The organism is Methylobacterium cerastii (assembly GCF_022179125.1).
Lineage (GTDB): Bacteria > Pseudomonadota > Alphaproteobacteria > Rhizobiales > Beijerinckiaceae > Methylobacterium > Methylobacterium cerastii.
On sequence record NZ_BPQG01000007.1, the window covers coordinates 53,680 to 67,437 of the forward strand.

General features: G+C 75.0%; 17 protein-coding genes. 5 read left to right on the plus strand and 12 right to left on the minus strand.

The genetic code is table 11. From position 1 onward, the window contains the following. Positions 1-21: 21 nt before the first annotated feature. A complete protein-coding gene (locus MFF13_RS03720) occupies positions 22-3,912 on the minus strand; it encodes a baseplate multidomain protein megatron (protein ID WP_238270904.1) in 3,891 nt (1,296 codons plus the stop codon). Between MFF13_RS03720 and MFF13_RS03725 the strand changes: the two genes are divergently transcribed. Together MFF13_RS03725 and MFF13_RS03730 are read left to right on the plus strand one after the other, a co-directional pair. Further along, the gene (locus MFF13_RS03725; protein WP_306422406.1) at positions 3,911-4,189 is read left to right on the plus strand and encodes a type II toxin-antitoxin system RelE/ParE family toxin; all 279 of its coding nucleotides are present in this window, start codon (positions 3,911-3,913) and stop codon (positions 4,187-4,189) included. The genes MFF13_RS03720 and MFF13_RS03725 overlap by 2 nt on opposite strands. Positions 4,190-4,293: 104 nt before the next feature. Continuing rightward, the gene (locus MFF13_RS03730) at positions 4,294-4,575 is read left to right on the plus strand and encodes an addiction module antidote protein (RefSeq protein WP_147828351.1); all 282 of its coding nucleotides are present in this window, start codon (positions 4,294-4,296) and stop codon (positions 4,573-4,575) included. A gap of 60 nt (positions 4,576-4,635) precedes the next feature. Here the strand turns inward: MFF13_RS03730 and MFF13_RS03735 are convergent, their stop codons facing one another. The 10 genes from MFF13_RS03735 to MFF13_RS03780 all read right to left on the minus strand — a co-directional run bounded on the left by MFF13_RS03735 (position 4,636) and on the right by MFF13_RS03780 (position 9,907). Beyond that, on the minus strand, positions 4,636-5,088 hold the full coding sequence (locus MFF13_RS03735) for a C40 family peptidase (protein ID WP_147761754.1): 453 nt from the start codon (positions 5,086-5,088) through the stop codon (positions 4,636-4,638). Positions 5,089-5,099: 11 nt separating this feature from the next. Next, positions 5,100-5,975, minus strand: a complete 876-nt coding sequence (locus MFF13_RS03740) for a phage/gene transfer agent baseplate hub protein (protein ID WP_147828350.1) — start codon at positions 5,973-5,975, stop codon at positions 5,100-5,102. Between the two features lie 13 nt (positions 5,976-5,988). Beyond that, positions 5,989-6,630, minus strand: coding sequence for a DUF2460 domain-containing protein (locus tag MFF13_RS03745; RefSeq protein WP_147761756.1), 642 nt, complete (start codon positions 6,628-6,630; stop codon positions 5,989-5,991). Positions 6,631-6,659: 29 nt separating this feature from the next. After that, positions 6,660-7,235, minus strand: a complete 576-nt coding sequence (locus tag MFF13_RS03750) for a phage tail tape measure protein (RefSeq protein WP_147761757.1) — start codon at positions 7,233-7,235, stop codon at positions 6,660-6,662. Between the two features lie 28 nt (positions 7,236-7,263). Continuing rightward, positions 7,264-7,482 (minus strand): phage tail assembly chaperone, encoded by a 219-nt coding sequence (locus tag MFF13_RS03755; protein ID WP_147828349.1) that lies wholly within the window; start codon positions 7,480-7,482, stop codon positions 7,264-7,266. Further along, positions 7,479-7,799, minus strand: coding sequence for a gene transfer agent family protein (locus MFF13_RS03760; RefSeq protein ID WP_147761759.1), 321 nt, complete (start codon positions 7,797-7,799; stop codon positions 7,479-7,481). Before MFF13_RS03760 ends, MFF13_RS03755 begins: the two co-directional genes overlap by 4 nt. A 297-nt stretch (positions 7,800-8,096) precedes the next feature. Continuing rightward, the gene (locus MFF13_RS03765; protein WP_147761760.1) at positions 8,097-8,507 is read right to left on the minus strand and encodes a phage major tail protein, TP901-1 family; all 411 of its coding nucleotides are present in this window, start codon (positions 8,505-8,507) and stop codon (positions 8,097-8,099) included. Continuing rightward, entirely contained in the window at positions 8,504-8,950 is a 447-nt protein-coding gene (locus MFF13_RS03770; RefSeq protein ID WP_147754760.1) for a DUF3168 domain-containing protein, read from the minus strand. Before MFF13_RS03770 ends, MFF13_RS03765 begins: the two co-directional genes overlap by 4 nt. After that, positions 8,947-9,294, minus strand: a complete 348-nt coding sequence (locus MFF13_RS03775; RefSeq protein WP_147754761.1) for a head-tail adaptor protein — start codon at positions 9,292-9,294, stop codon at positions 8,947-8,949. Before MFF13_RS03775 ends, MFF13_RS03770 begins: the two co-directional genes overlap by 4 nt. A 55-nt stretch (positions 9,295-9,349) precedes the next feature. Continuing rightward, positions 9,350-9,907 carry a head-tail connector protein gene (locus MFF13_RS03780; RefSeq protein ID WP_238270906.1) on the minus strand — a complete coding sequence of 186 codons (558 nt, stop codon included), beginning with the start codon at positions 9,905-9,907 and terminating at the stop codon, positions 9,350-9,352. A gap of 52 nt (positions 9,908-9,959) precedes the next feature. Here MFF13_RS03780 and MFF13_RS03785 point away from each other — a divergent pair, with 52 nt between their 5' ends. The 3 genes from MFF13_RS03785 (at position 9,960) to MFF13_RS03795 (ending at position 12,440) form a co-directional block, all read left to right on the plus strand. Continuing rightward, on the plus strand, positions 9,960-10,703 hold the full coding sequence (locus tag MFF13_RS03785; RefSeq protein WP_238270908.1) for a S1 family peptidase: 744 nt from the start codon (positions 9,960-9,962) through the stop codon (positions 10,701-10,703). A 103-nt stretch (positions 10,704-10,806) separates the two neighbouring features. Next, positions 10,807-11,682 carry a S1 family peptidase gene (locus MFF13_RS03790; RefSeq protein ID WP_147754206.1) on the plus strand — a complete coding sequence of 292 codons (876 nt, stop codon included), beginning with the start codon at positions 10,807-10,809 and terminating at the stop codon, positions 11,680-11,682. A gap of 182 nt (positions 11,683-11,864) precedes the next feature. After that, positions 11,865-12,440 carry a PAS domain-containing protein gene (locus MFF13_RS03795; RefSeq protein WP_147761765.1) on the plus strand — a complete coding sequence of 192 codons (576 nt, stop codon included), beginning with the start codon at positions 11,865-11,867 and terminating at the stop codon, positions 12,438-12,440. 30 nt (positions 12,441-12,470) lie between these two features. Here the strand turns inward: MFF13_RS03795 and MFF13_RS03800 are convergent, their stop codons facing one another. After that, positions 12,471-13,754 (minus strand): phage major capsid protein, encoded by a 1,284-nt coding sequence (locus tag MFF13_RS03800; RefSeq protein WP_238270910.1) that lies wholly within the window; start codon positions 13,752-13,754, stop codon positions 12,471-12,473. Positions 13,755-13,758 lie beyond the last annotated feature (4 nt).

A 13,758-nucleotide genomic window follows, 5' to 3' on the forward strand; every position in this document is an offset into this window, starting at 1 on the left:
TGCGAACGAGGTTTCCCGGCGTCAGGCCCGGGCGACCGCCAACCGCGCGCGGGCCGCCGCACCCGGCCCGAACGCCGCCCCGACCTGCGCGACGGCCACGTCGAGTATTGCCTGCGGCCCGCCGAAATCCGCGGCCTCGTCGGCGTAGAGCAGGCTCGGCCCGGAGGCGGTCAGCGTGCGCAGGCCGCTCCCGTCGGAGGAAAAGACCGTGACCGCGTAGGCCTCCACCGCCTCGTCGAGGGGGATGTCGGCGGCCTCCCAGCCGTCGGCGTCGCGGCGGGCCCGGCGGATCCACGAGAGGCGCACGCCGCCGGGCTCGCGCCGGGCGCGCAGGTGGACCGGGCGCAGGGGCGCCAGCGCCGACAGGCCGGCCGCGGCGAAGACCTCGACGAAGGACGGGTCGCCCGGATCGCGGGCGGCCGGGCCGATCCGGTAGCGGAACCGGCGGCCGGCCTCGTCGAGGCGGTCGATCAACGGGACCACCGCGCCGTCGTCGAGCCGGACGATCAGGCTGCCGGCCGGAGCCGGGCGCGTCGCCGCCGCCTCGCTGCCGGCGAGACCGCGCAGCAGCCCGCCGAGGCGGAACGTCTCCGGGCCGGTGAGCACGGCGTCCTGCGCCGCAATCATCTCCACGGTGCCGTCCGGCGCGATCACCGCGAACAGGTTGGCGCCGGAAAGCATCGCGGCCAGGCCGACGCTACCCAGCGCGCCGGCGTTGCGGAGGGTCGTATCGAGGCGCGCCGCGCGGTCGAGGCGCCAGAGCGGCCCGGGGGGCAGCGGCGTCAGGGTGCGGCCGAGGCAGGCCGGGTAGTCCACGCTGCCGTGGAGCGCCAGCGGCGCGCCCTCCCCGTCCGAGCGCCAGACCGCCAGCGCGCCGGGCCAGGGCTCGGCGGTGGCCGCGAGAACTTGCAGCGCCGTCGGCGCGCCACGGTCGGCCGGCAGGTCGAGGGCGAGCGCGAAGGGCGCGCCGGCCAGCACCGGCGGCCGGACCGGCCGGGCTACCGGGGCGGGCCGCGCCGGCCGAGAGCCCGGGCCGTGCAGCGGCACGCCGAGGGTCTCCAGCCGGCGGCCGGCCGGCCCGTCGTCGATGCGGACGATGCGCTGGAGGCCGGCCGGGGTGCTGAGCAGGTCGCCGGGCTCGAGGTCGAGGCGGCGCGGGCTGAGCGTCATTCCGGCGGTGTCGCGGCCCGCGATGGCCCGGTCGAGGAGCGCCTCCGCGAGGTTTTCGGCGGTCTCGCGCCGGGTGACGATCGCGGCCTCGATCCGGGTCTCGCGCCGCCGGCCGCCGGCCGGCCGGATCGCGGCGGCCGAGGCGCGGCGGTAATCCGGGTTCTCGGAATCGGTGAAGCCGATTTCGACCGAGCGCGGCAGGCCGCTCTCCTCGGCGCGCACCCGGCGCAGCGGCGCCTCGTCGTCCGAGACGCGCACGAGGTCGTCCTCGGCGATGGCCGCCGCCTCGCGCCGCGGCCCGCGCAGCCGCAGGGTGCCGGCGACCGCCGACACGTCGAGGCCGTAGAGCTGCGCCAGCGGCTCGAGGGCGGCGCGGGCCGAGAGCGGCCGGTCGATCACCGTGCCGTCGAGGTAGGCCGCGGCCTCGATCGCCACCGGCACGTCGACGCCGAGGTCGGCGAGAACCCGCAGGATCAGCCGGTCGAGGTCGCAGCCCTCGATCCGGCCGGTGATCCAGTGGCCGACCCGCCAGTTGCCGGCATCCGCCCAGACCGAGCCCTGGTCGGGAAAGGCCGGGTAGGGCCGCGCGTCCCAGGCCCAGACGAAGACCGCGCGCGGATCGACCATCGGCCCGCCGTAGACCGGCGAGCGCGGGTTGTCGGCGGCCGTGAACCCCGCCGCGGCGGGGTTGAACCGGGACAGGATCGCCTCCAGGCCGCGGAGCTGAATCAGCTCGTCGCGCAGGCCCCGCGAGGCCGGCGGGTAGGCGTTCTCGGAGGATTTCGGGTCGGGGAAGACGTTGGGGCCGTTGGTACCCTTGTCCACCGCCGGCACGCCGACCTCGGTGAGCCAGATCGGCTTTCCGCGCGGCACCCAGGCGGTGGCGCGGGTCTCGACCCCGCCGTCGCGCTCGACATGGGCGTTCGACCACCAGCCGACGAGGTCCTTGGCCCGGAACGTCCAGGGTTTGGCGTAGGCGCCGTCGGTGATCGGGGTGCGGACCTGCGCGGCGCGGGCGGCCGCGTCGGCGTAGTACCAGTCGAAGGCCTCGCCGGCCCCGAGGCGGGCCTTGAGATAGCCGCGATCGTCGATCGCGTCGGCCTCCGCGAGGTCGGCGTGGCCGGGGGTGTCGCGAAAGTCCGAGATCGGAGGGTAGTAGTCGATTCCGACCGCGTCGAGGCTCGGGTCGGCGAACAGGGCGTCGAGGGGGAAGCGTACGCGCGCGCCGCCGTCGCGGACGTGGGCGCCGTACTCGGTCCAGTCGGCGGCGTAGACCAGCGTCTCGCCGTGGGTGAGCCGCGTTCGCACCGCGCGGGCGAGGTCGATCAGCGCCGCCACCGCCGGGTAGCCCTCGCCGGCGCCGCGCACGCGGGTGAGGCCGACGAGCTCGCTCGCCAGCACGAAGCCGGCGAGCGGCGTGCCGACGGCCGCCCAGCCGGCCGCGAGGTCGGCATAGTGCAACGCCTGGCGGCGGTAGCCTTCCGCACCCGTGAAGTAGGCCAGCACCTGCGCTTCGGCCGCCGCCGTCCCGTCGGGCGAGCCGGGCAGGTCGGGGGCGGGATCGCAGGTGATGCGGCCGCGCCAGGGGTAGGCCGCCTGGCCGAGCGCACCGGGCCGGTAGGGGTCGGGCAGCGCGTTGCCGACCGCGACGTCCATCATCACGAACGGGTAGAGCACCACCGCGAGGCCGCGGCGGGCGAGTTCCGCCACGAGGCGAGCGAGGCCCGCATCCGAGGGCGTGCCGCCGTAGGCCGGGGTTCCGTCCGGCGCGGTCGAGACCGACCGGGCCTGCGCGCGGTCGAGGCCGGCCACGTGCCAGGTGTCGCCGACGGTCGCCTTGGTGCCGATCTCGACCCGCGGGGCGACCGTGCACTGTCCGGCGCGCAGGTCGTCGCCGAACCACGTCACCACCACCGCGACGCGGACGAGGTTCGGGCACAGCGCCTGAAGCGCGTCCAGCGACGCGACCACGTCGCTCGCCGCCTGCAGCTGGAACCGGTTGGCGGCCTGCGTCCGCCCGAGGCCGAGGTCGACGGTGACGCCGGTGGGATCGAGGCCGAACTCGGACGCGCCGGGGATCAGGTTCACGGCGCGGACCAGCGGCGCGACGCCGTTGACCGGCCGCACCACCTCGAAGGCGAATTGCGGGATGCGGTTGCCGTAATCGGCCAGCGGCAGCCCCTCGAACACCACGTAGGCGAGGCCGCGATAGGCCGGCGCGTCGGCGCCCTCCTTGGCGACGATCAGCGGATCGGGCGCTTGGGTCGCCGCGCCGACGTGGACGCGGCAGGTGATCGCGGTGCGGTCGAGCTCGGTCCCGTCCGCCCAGATCCGCCGGACGAGGGCGATCTCGCCCTCGCACAGGCCGACCGCGAGGTTGGCGAAGTAGGCGTAGCTGGTCCGCACCGTCTTCTGCCCGCCGCCGCCCTTCGACGGGGCGGCGGCGCGCTCGACGGCGGTGTTGGCGACCTCGAGCGGTCGCGTCGCCCAGATCAGGGTGCCGCCGAGCTTCGCCCGGCCGTAGACGCGCGGCACCGGGTCGCCCTCCGTCGAGGACAGGCCGGCGACGTCCGACAGCCGCGGGCCGGCAACGTACCGCGGGCTCGCGCCCGCCCCGAACAGGGCGCCGTCGAGGCCCGCCCCCGCCGCAGCGCCGACCGCCTGTCCGACCACGCTGCCGATCGGCCCGCCGAGCGCGGTCCCGACCGCCGCCCCCGCCGTGGACAGGATCAGCGTGGCCATGGCGGGCTCCGTGGTGGAGATGTGGGGCGGGCACATTCGAAGGCTTGAGGGATCGTATCCGGTCGGATACGATCCAGACTGTGGCGACGATCCTGATGCCGACGCGTTCAGGGGCTGGCTGAGCGGATTGCGAGATGCCCGGGCGAAGGCCCGCATCGCCTCACGCATCCGGTCAGCGACGCTGGGCGATTTCGGAGATGTCGAACCGGTGGGGGATGGCGTCGACGAGATGCGCATCCATCATGGTCCGGGCTACCGCCTCTACTATCTCCGTTGAGGAGCGGCTCTCTACCTGCTCTTGATCGGCGGCGACAAAGCCAGCCAGAGTCTTGATGTTCAGAAGGCGAAGGTGATGGCCGGCGACCTTGATCGGATCTCCTGATGCGCTTCACGCCTTTCGACGCCTCCGAGTTCCTCGACGACGAAGAGGCCATCGCCGAATACCTCGCCGCGGCTCTGGCCGACCCCGATCCCGACTTGTTCGTCGCAGCGCTCGGCGATGTCGCCAAGGCGCGGGGCATGAGGCAGATCGCGCGCGAGGCGGGTGTCGGGCGAGAGAGCCTGTACAAGGCTCTGACACCGGGGTCGAAGCTCCGCTACGAGACGATCCGCAAGGTCATGGATGTCCTCGGTGTCAAGCTGACGGTCGCGTCGCGGGTTTGAGCGCGTCGGAAGTGCCCGCGGCAGCCGAAGCGAGGGCGCGGGGCGCTTCCCGTCGCATCCTCACTCCGCCGGGAACCGGAACACGCCGACGAGGTGCCGCCGCCACCACGGCGTGAAGGCCACCTCCGTCACGGCGGCGTGGTCGTGGGCGTGGATCATGCCGGCACCGGTCGCGATGGCGCAGTGGCGGGCGGGCAGGTGCGCGCGGAAGGCGAAGAGCAACACCTCGCCGGGAGCGGGCGCGTGGCGTGCGAGGTCGGCCGCGACGGGCAGGAGGTGGCGGGACGCGGCCTCCAGGAACGGGTCGGTGCCGGAGGCGGCCGATTCCGCCCAGGTGCCGGCATAGGGCGGGGGCGCCTCGGGCTCGTCGCCCAGAAGGCCGCGCCAGACGCCGCGCAGCAGGCCGAGGCAATCGCAGCCGACGCCGAGCAGCGAGGCCTGGTGCCGGTAGGGCGTGCCGAGCCAGCGCCGGGCCTCGGCCTCGACCGCGGCGCCGTCGAAACGGTTGCGCATCGGAGATTCCTTCAGCGGAACAGCGAGCCGCCGTCGAGGCCGGGGCCCGCGCCGGGGGCGTAGCGCACGACGAAGTCGTTGCCCGGCATGTGCGGAAAGCCCTGGAAGTTCAGAGCGTTCGCGAAGGTGCCGCGGCAGGTGGACAGGCGCTTGTCGCAGCCGGCGACGAGGGTGAAGGCGTCGCCCGGCGCGACGCCGCGCGGCGGCGCCTCCCACAGCTCGACCAGCGCGCCGAGATGCGTGCGCACGTCGCCGGACAGACCAAGGTTGGCGCCGCCGGTCCAGGTCAGGCGACCGCCGGTGAACAGCCCGTCGGCGACGATGCCGGCGAACGACACGGCGAGCGTGCCGGGTTCGGCCAAGCGATCGACCGTGCCGGCCGTGCGGAACCGCGCCACGTCGACGCCGCAGCGGGCGTCGCCGAGGTCCGCGCCGCAGGTGGCGCGGTAGGTGCGGCCGCGCTCGGCGTCGAGCCGGTCGGCGAGGCCGCGGACCTCTGCCACGAAGGCGTCGCCGGCCCGGCGGATTTCGCCCAGCGTGCCCACGTCGAGGAGCAGGCGGGTGTCCGGGTCGGTCCAGTCCACCAGCCAGGTCTCGACGGCGGCGCCGTCGTAGAGCCCGCCGGCGATGTCGGCCTCGGTCAGCCCGAGCCCGGACAGCGCGCCGGAGACATCCCCGCCGGAGACGGCGAAGCCGAGCTCGGCCGCGGCCTCCGCCGCCTCCAGGCCGGTGCGGGCGGCGTAGGTCAGGCCGGCGATCGTCATGTCGCGGTCGTGGTCGGTGAAGCCGAGGGCGACGCCGTCGCGGCGGCGCAGGGCCCAGCAGCGGCAGAGGGTCGTCACGCCGCCGGCGAGATGCGCGGCGAAGGCGGGCGGCAGGTCGCGCATGGTTGCAGTTTCCCTAGGGCACGATCTCGACCAGCGGCACCTTCGGGATCTCGCCCGCGGTGAAGGCTTCGAGGTTGATCACGAGGTCGTCGGCGTCGAACCGGACCGGCACGTCGAAGGCGAAGCCCGCGGTGACGACGGCGCCCGCCGGGGGCACGGCGCCGGCGGCGAAGACGACCTGCCCGGTGGCGGGATCGCAGGCGAAGCGTTGCGCGGGCGTCTCGACGCCGGCCACCGCCACCCGCACGCTGCCGGCCACCGGCTTGGCGATCGCCCGCCGGTAGGGCGTCGGCCCGGTGCCGTAGGTCTTCAGCAGGGCGAACGCCCGGGACGCCCCGTCGCCGATTCCGAGGCGCTGGTCGGTCGGCGCCGGCACCCGGCCCGGCGGCCCGGAGCGGAAGTCGACCCGGTCGCGATAGCGGAAGCCGTAGAGGCGCCCGCGCCGCTCCTCGAAGAAGCTCAGCACCGCGTGGAGCGTGTCGAGCGAGCGGATGCCGAAGCCGGCGTCGTAGCGGCGCCGGGAATCGGCCCAGCGGCTGTTGCGGTGCTCTCGCCCCGAGGCGAGCGTGACGATCTCGGTCAGCCGGGTTGGGCCGCCGCTGCCGCGCAGCGCGACGTCGAGGGGAAAGGACACCTCGTGGAAATCGTCCGGCATCGGTTCTCCTCCGGTCGTGGCGTACGCTCTCACAGCGCGCGCTGGCCGCGGGCCACGGCGCGGGCGAGGCTCGCGGTGACCTGCGCCTCGGACTTGCGGAACGAGGCCGCGTCCGGCGTCGCGATGTTGACGGTGACCGCGACCGGCCGCCCGCCCGGTCCGGCGCCGACCCCGAGGCGGCCGTCGGAGCCTCGCCGGAGCGGCAGGATCGCCTCCGGCCCGGCCTCGCCCATCAGGCCGGTGCCGCCGCTCATCGGGAAGTAGGTCGGGGCCGCGACCACCCCGCCGCCGGCGAAGGCCCGCACCCGGCCGCCCTGGAGCACGCCGCCCCGTGCGAAGGCCGCGTCCGCCCCGACGGCGGAGCCGAGCAGGCTGTTGACCAGGCCGGTGATGCCGGTGCGGACCGGCTTCAGCGCCGCCCGGACCGCGGTTCCGGCCAGGCGCGTCCCGAGGGAGCCGAGCACCCCGTCGAGCTGGCGCCCGGAAGTGAGGCTGCGCGTCAGGGCCGTCGACAGGCTCTGCCCGAAGCGCTGGGCGAGCTTGTCCAGGGTGTCGAGCTGCTTGATGCGGGCGGCGTTCGCCCGGTCGAGGTCGGTCTCCGCCATGGGTCTCTCCTGCAAGCGCGGACCGGCCTCACGCCGTGTCCGGATGGTCCTGGATCAGCCGCGCCAACCCGTCGAGGCCGAGCCCGGCGCCACTGGCTCGGAGCCCGGCGGCGAAGAGCAGCTCGCGCGGCGTGGCGCGCCAGAGGTCGCGCGGCCGCCAGCGCAGGCGCCCGAGCGCCAGCGACAGCGCGTCGTCCCACGGGAAGGCGGGCGTGGTGCCCGGCGCCGTCCCGCCCGTGGCGCTCAAGGGTCCGGCGGCGCTCCGAAGGCGGCGAGCAGGGCCTCGCCAAGGGCCGTGGTGACGGGCTCCAGCCCGCCGGCCAGCGGCAGGGCCGCGACCGCCGCGTCGTCGAGGGCGTGGCCGCCGCCGCGAAGCGCCGCGCCGAGCAGCGCGATCAGGTCGCGTGCCGCGAGCCGGCCGGCGGCGAAGCGCTCGGCGAGGCCGGCGAGGTCGCCCGCCTGCAACGCGTCCTCGAGCTCCGCCAGGGCGCCGAGGGTGAGGCAGAGGGTGTAGCGGGTCCCCCCGAGATCGAGCGGCACCTCGCCGCGCCTGCGGTTGGCCATGGATGGGTGTCTCCTTGGGTGGCCTTCGACCGGCTCGGTCGAAGGCGTCCGCCGCACCGGCGGCGGCGCGCGGTCGCGCTGGCCGACTGCCGTCGGGATGGTTCCTTCCTGGTGGCCTTCGACCGAAACCGGTCGAAGGCGCCCGCCGCACCCGCGGCGGCGCGCGGTCGCGCTGGCCTCCCAAGGTCGGGATGCTCGGCTTGGTGGCCTTCGACCCAAACGGGTCGAAGGCGTCCGCCGCACCGGCGGCGGCGCGCGGTCGCGCTGGCCGACTGCCGTCGGGATGTCCGTGCTGGATCAGAGCGCGGTGAAGGCGACGGCGCCGGCCGATTCCAGGCTCATGTCGAAGGTGACCTCGCCGGCGTGGTCGCCGCGATATTCGAGCGCGGTGATCTGGAACGGACCTTCGAGGGTGCCGAAGGCCGGCACCACCACCTGGAAGGTCTCGATCACCCCGTCGAAGAACACCTGCCGCAGCCGCAGGTCCGAGGCCTCGTCGCGGAACACGCCGGAGCCCGAGATCGCGGCGCGGCGCACGCCGGCGCCGGCGAGCAATTCGCGCCAGCGCCCGGCGGAATCGGCGTTGGTGACGTCCACGGCCTCGGCGTTGAAGGCGACCTGGCGCGCGCGCAGGCCCGCCACGGCGACGAAGCCGCCGGCGCCGTTGCCGGCGCGGATCAGCAGGTCCTTGCCCTTCTGAGCGGTCATGGTGGGTTCCTTTCGGTGACGGCCTGGAGCGTGAGGGTGGCGCGGGCCTCGCCGGTGCGCTCGTCGCGCCGCGCCGCGATGGCCTGGACCCGCAGGGTCACGAGGGCGTGGCCGGTCAGCGCCAGGGCCGGGTCGGCGACCAGCGCCGACATCCGCTCGGCGGCGTCGAGCGCGGTGCGGACCGAGCCCGGCCGGGCGAACACCACGAGGGCGTGGCTGTGCTGGTGGCGGACGGCGCCGTCGACGGAATCGTCGCGGATCTCGGCGTCGCCGAACAGGGCGTAGACCGGCTGCGCGCCGGCCGGCGGCTCGTCGTAGAGGCGGAACGCCCCGCCCATCAGACGGGCGAGCGCCGCGTCAGTGGAGAACCGCGCGATCAGCGCCGCCCGCATGGCGAGGAGCGGGCTCGGCGCTGGCGGCATGACGGAGGGGATGCCGCTCATGCGCTCGCCTCCGGCAGGGCCTCGACGTGGCAGACGAGGTCGCGGCCGCGGTCGTCCGGGTCGAGGATCGCCCGGATGGCGAACCGGCGCGGGCCGGCGGCGAGCCGCATCGCCGCGGTGAGGCCTGCCCGCGCCCTCAGGGTGATGCGGTGGGTCGCGACGCCGTCGTCGCGGCCGCCGCGCAGGCGATCGACGATGCCGACCGGCTCGATCGCCCCCCACAGCACCGGCCCGGCGACGTAGCGCCGGAGGGTGCCGCCGAAGCCGTCCGGCTCGTCGATCGGCAGCTCCAGCACGAGCCGGCGGCGGCGCGCGCCGATCGCCGGCGGAACGGTGGCGGGCATGGCGGGCTCCGGAAAACGCGTGCTTGGAAGCGGGAGGCGGATGCGGCGGCGCGGGTCACAGCCGCAGCCGGCGGAAGGGCGCGGCGCAGGCCGCGAGGTCGCCGCCATCCGGGGCGGCGTCGTCGCCGCGGTGCTCGTAGCGGGCGGCGGTCCGGCGCAGGACCGCGAGCCTGAGCGGCGGCGGCAGCGGCGGGCCGTCGCCGCCGTATCCGGCAGCGACCTCGACCAGGAGGGCGCGGCCGGCCGCATCGGGAAGGGCGCCGAGCTGCAGCCCGGGCGCCTCGATCCGGTCGGCGCCGAGGGCGACGAGGCCGGGGCCGAGTGCGACGAAGCCGCCATCCGCGGCGGAGAAGCCCGCGCGTACCAGGTCGACGAGGGGGCTCAGCGGTACCGGCACCCGGCCGTCCGCGGGCGGGCGGTCCAGCACCAGCCGCCAGGTGCCGGGCACGAGGATGCGCCGCGTCTCGGTCTCGAGCTCGGCGCGGGCGGCGGCGATCAGGGCGGCGAGCAGGTCGTCCTCGGCCGCGTCGTCCGGATCGAGGCGGAGGTAGCCGCGCAGCTCGGGCACGGTCACCGGCTCGACGACGGCGCCGGCCACGCGTATCGGCATCATCGCGCATCTCCATGAATCGGGGATCGAGGGGTTGGTGGATCGAGGGGTCTCGATGGTGTTCCGAGCAGGCGTTCCGCGCCCGGCCGCGATCGGCCTGGCGTGGCTCGCGACCGTGGCCTTCGCCGGCGGCCCGGCGGGCGCGGTGGTCGGCGGCGCCGAGGCGACGCCCGAGGGCGCGGTGATGGTCCTGTCCTCGAAGGGCGGCGTCTGCTCGGCCGTGGTCGTGGCCCCCGACGCGGTGCTCACCGCCGGCCATTGCGCGGCCGCGGGGCTGGAGCACCGCGTCCACTTCCGCGACGCCTCCGGGCAGCCGGTCCTCGTCGCGGTCGCGGCCCGGGCGGTCCATCCGGGCTACGATGCCGGGGCGATCGCCGGCCGGCGCCGGTCGATCGACCTCGCGCTCCTGCGCACGGAAACGCCGCTGCCGTCGCGCTTCGCCCCGGCGACGTTCAGCGCCGCGAGCCCGCGGGCCGGCGAGACCCTGACGCTCTCCGGCTACGGCGCCGACACGCCCGGCGACCCACGCTCCACCGGCACCTTCCGCAGCGTCGCGCTGCCGGTGATCGAGCCGCACGGCCCGAGCCGCATCCTGGTGTGGCTGAAGGGCCCGGGCCGCGCCGGCGGCTGCCGGGGCGATTCCGGCGGCCCGGTCTCGGACGGATCGGGCGTCGTCGCCGTCACCGCCTGGATCGGCGGCGCCTGCGGCGGCCTCACGCAAGCCGTGCTCGTCGCGCCGCAGCGGGACTGGCTCGACCGCACGCTCGCCGGCTGGGGCGGCGCGGCGCGCTGGCGCTGAGCGGACCCACTCCCTCAAGGAACGGAACCTTGGCCGACGGATTGGTTTACGTTACGCTTGAGTCCCACCGGGCCGAGTGCGCCTTCGGCCCCCGGAGTGAACGATGCTCGCCACTGTCCTCCGCGGCGCCCTCCTCGGCGGTTTGTCCCTCGGCCTGCTGAGCTTTCTGCCGGCGCCGGCCTCGGCCGTGATCAACGGCGCGGTGACCCGCGACCCCAACGGCACGCGCAACTTCGTCGTCCGGATCGAGAGCACGCTTGGCGAGATCTGCTCGGGCACGTTGATCGCACCCGACCTCGTGCTGACGGCCGCCCACTGCGTGATGCAGCCGGCCGGCTACAGCATCGTGGCGGTCGACCGCGGCTTTCGCCAGCGCCGGGTCTCCGTGATCGCCGCCTCGATGCATCCCGACTTCGTGCCCGGCACCACGCCGGAGGACCAGCCGGGCATCGACCTCGCCCTGCTCAAGCTCGAGCAGCCGCTCGGGGCGGACTACGCCCCCCTCGATCCGCGCGGCGCCGGGACGATCGGCAACGGCGACGCGGTCGACATCGCCGGCTTCGGCGTCGTCGCCGAGAACCGCCGCAACAGCGCACGCACCCTGCGCCAGGCCCACCTTGTCTCGATCGGCTCGCTGCAGGTCGCCAACCGCGTCACCGTCGTCACCGACCGGCGCCGCATGGCCGAGACCGCCGGCGCCGGCGCATGCCTGGGCGATTCGGGCGGCCCGATCCTGTCGGGCGGCCCCGGCGGCTACCAGATCGTCGGCGTCGTGAGCTGGTCCAGCGGCGCGATGCGCCAGGACGCCCGCCACCGTACCGCCTGCGGCGGCTTCACCGCGGTGACGCCGGTGGCCGAGCACACCGGGTGGATCGCCGCCCGCTCGGCGGAACTCGCGCGGATCGAGGTCGGCCAGGCGATGCCGGCCGGCCGCGGCAACCGCTCGGACTGGATGGCCCGGCCCGGCCGCGCCCGCTGAGACCCACCATCTGATCTTGGAATGGCGGCGAAACACACGGTCGTCGTACCGGCTGCGGGTCGATCGCCGGGAGTGGCGGCGCGATTGTATTTTCAATTCAGTGGATGATACCGCTGGCGGCATCGGCATCGGCGCATCCGGGCCCCGCAAACCCGATGCGCCTTCGTGCAAGGGTATCGTTCATGTTCGACGGTTCGACACCCGTCACGCCTTCGCTCGCCTCGGCGCTGAACGCCTTCGGGTTCGTCGGCGTCTGGGAGACGAACGTCGCGTCGGGGCGGTCGGTGCTGGATGCGGGGGCCTCCAGCGTGATGGCGGGCGACGCGTCGTTGGCCGGAAAGCCGCTCACCCTCGACGAGGCGCTGGCCCGCATCCATCCCGAGGATCGCGATTGGGTCTTCGCACAGATCAAGCGGGTGCGCCGGACAGGCGGGACGTTCGCCGCCGAGTTCCGCATCCTGACGCAGGCCGGCGAAATCCGCTGGATCCGGAACCGCGGGCATCTGGTGCCCACGGCAAACGGGATGCACGGCCACGGCGCCTACGTGGACATCACGGACACACGTCCGAATTTCAGCGTGCTGTCCGGGCCGAAGCTTCGCGTGCTGCCTCCGTCCGACCCGCTGGAGCAGGCCGCCGACCAGATCCTCGCCGCGCGCCTGGCGATCGACCGCACCGGGCAGACGCGGCTGCGGACGCTCGTCGACACGCTCCTCCTCGAAGTCGGCCGGGCGCTGGCGAGGCGCCCGGACGCGTGAGGCCGGCGCGAGACCCGCGCCGCCCTGCCCTCAGGCGAACTTCAGCAGCTTGATCGCGGCGAAGTCCTGCACGCCGCCCCCGACGCGCTTGGTCGTGTAGAACAGCACGTAGGGCTTGGCGGAGTACGGGTCGCGCAGCACCCGCAGCCCGGTGCGGTCGACCACGAGGTAGCCGCGGCGGAAGTCGCCGAAGGCGACGGCGAGGCTGGCCGGCCCGATGTCGGGCATCGCCTCGGCCTCCGTCACCGGGAACCCGAGCAGGGTCGCGGCCCGGTCGGAGGCGGTCGGCGGCAGCCAGAGGTAGTTGCCGTCCGCGTCCTTGAACTTGCGGATCGCGCTCTGCGTGCGCCGGCTCATGACGAAGCCGGCGTTCTGGCGGTAGCCGGCCTTGAGGCCGTAGACGAGGTCGAACAGCACGTCCGCGGGGTTGGCCGCCGGGAACGCGCCGGCCGCGCCGGTGCCGACGATGCCGACCTTGCCCGGCACCCAGGCGTCGTTGGCCACGGTGTCGTAGCTGAGGAAGCCGCGCGGGCGGCTCACGCCGTTGCCGGTGACGAAGGCGACGCCCTCCTGCTCGGAGAACGCGGTCTCGACCTCGTCGGCGAGCCAGGCGTCGAGGTCGACGACGGCGTCGTCGAGGAGCGTCTGGGTCGCCGCCGGCATGGCGTAGAGCTCCATCGCCGGGAAGTTCAGCTCCGACAGCACCGGCCCGTCGGTGGCCGGTCGCGGCGCGGCTTCGCCGATCCAGCCGGCGGACGGGGCGCCGGTCGCCACCGCGCGCTTGTACTGCCCGCCCGAGATGGTGCGGACGCTGGCGATGGCGCGGATCGGCGACAGGGCGGACAGGCGCTTGAGCACCTCGCGCTCGATCGTCTGCGGCACCAGGTAGCCGCCGTCCGGGCCGGAGCCGGCCGAGAGCGCCTTGGCCTCCAGGCCCTTCAGGCCGCCGCTCTCGCCGGCCCGGACGTAGAGGTCGAAGGCTGCCTTGTGCTCGTCGGTCATCGCGTCCCGCGGCTGCTCGGGGCGGCCGAGCGGCGGGCGGGCGCGGTCCAGGGTGATGCGGTCCAGCCGCGTCCGGGCGCTGTCCAGGGCCGCGTCGATCCGCGCCAGCTTCTCCTCGGTGAGCACGTCCGGCCCAAGGCGGCCCTCGATCTGGCCGAGCCGGATGTCGTTCGTTTCCTTGAACGCCTCGAAGGCCTGGGTCAGCCCGTCGAACGCGTCCCGCGCGGTGCCCGGATCGGAGGCGGGCCGCCCGGCCTTGTTCTCCAGGAGCGCGAAGTCGGACTTGGTCTCGAAGGTATCGTGACGGGTCATGGGA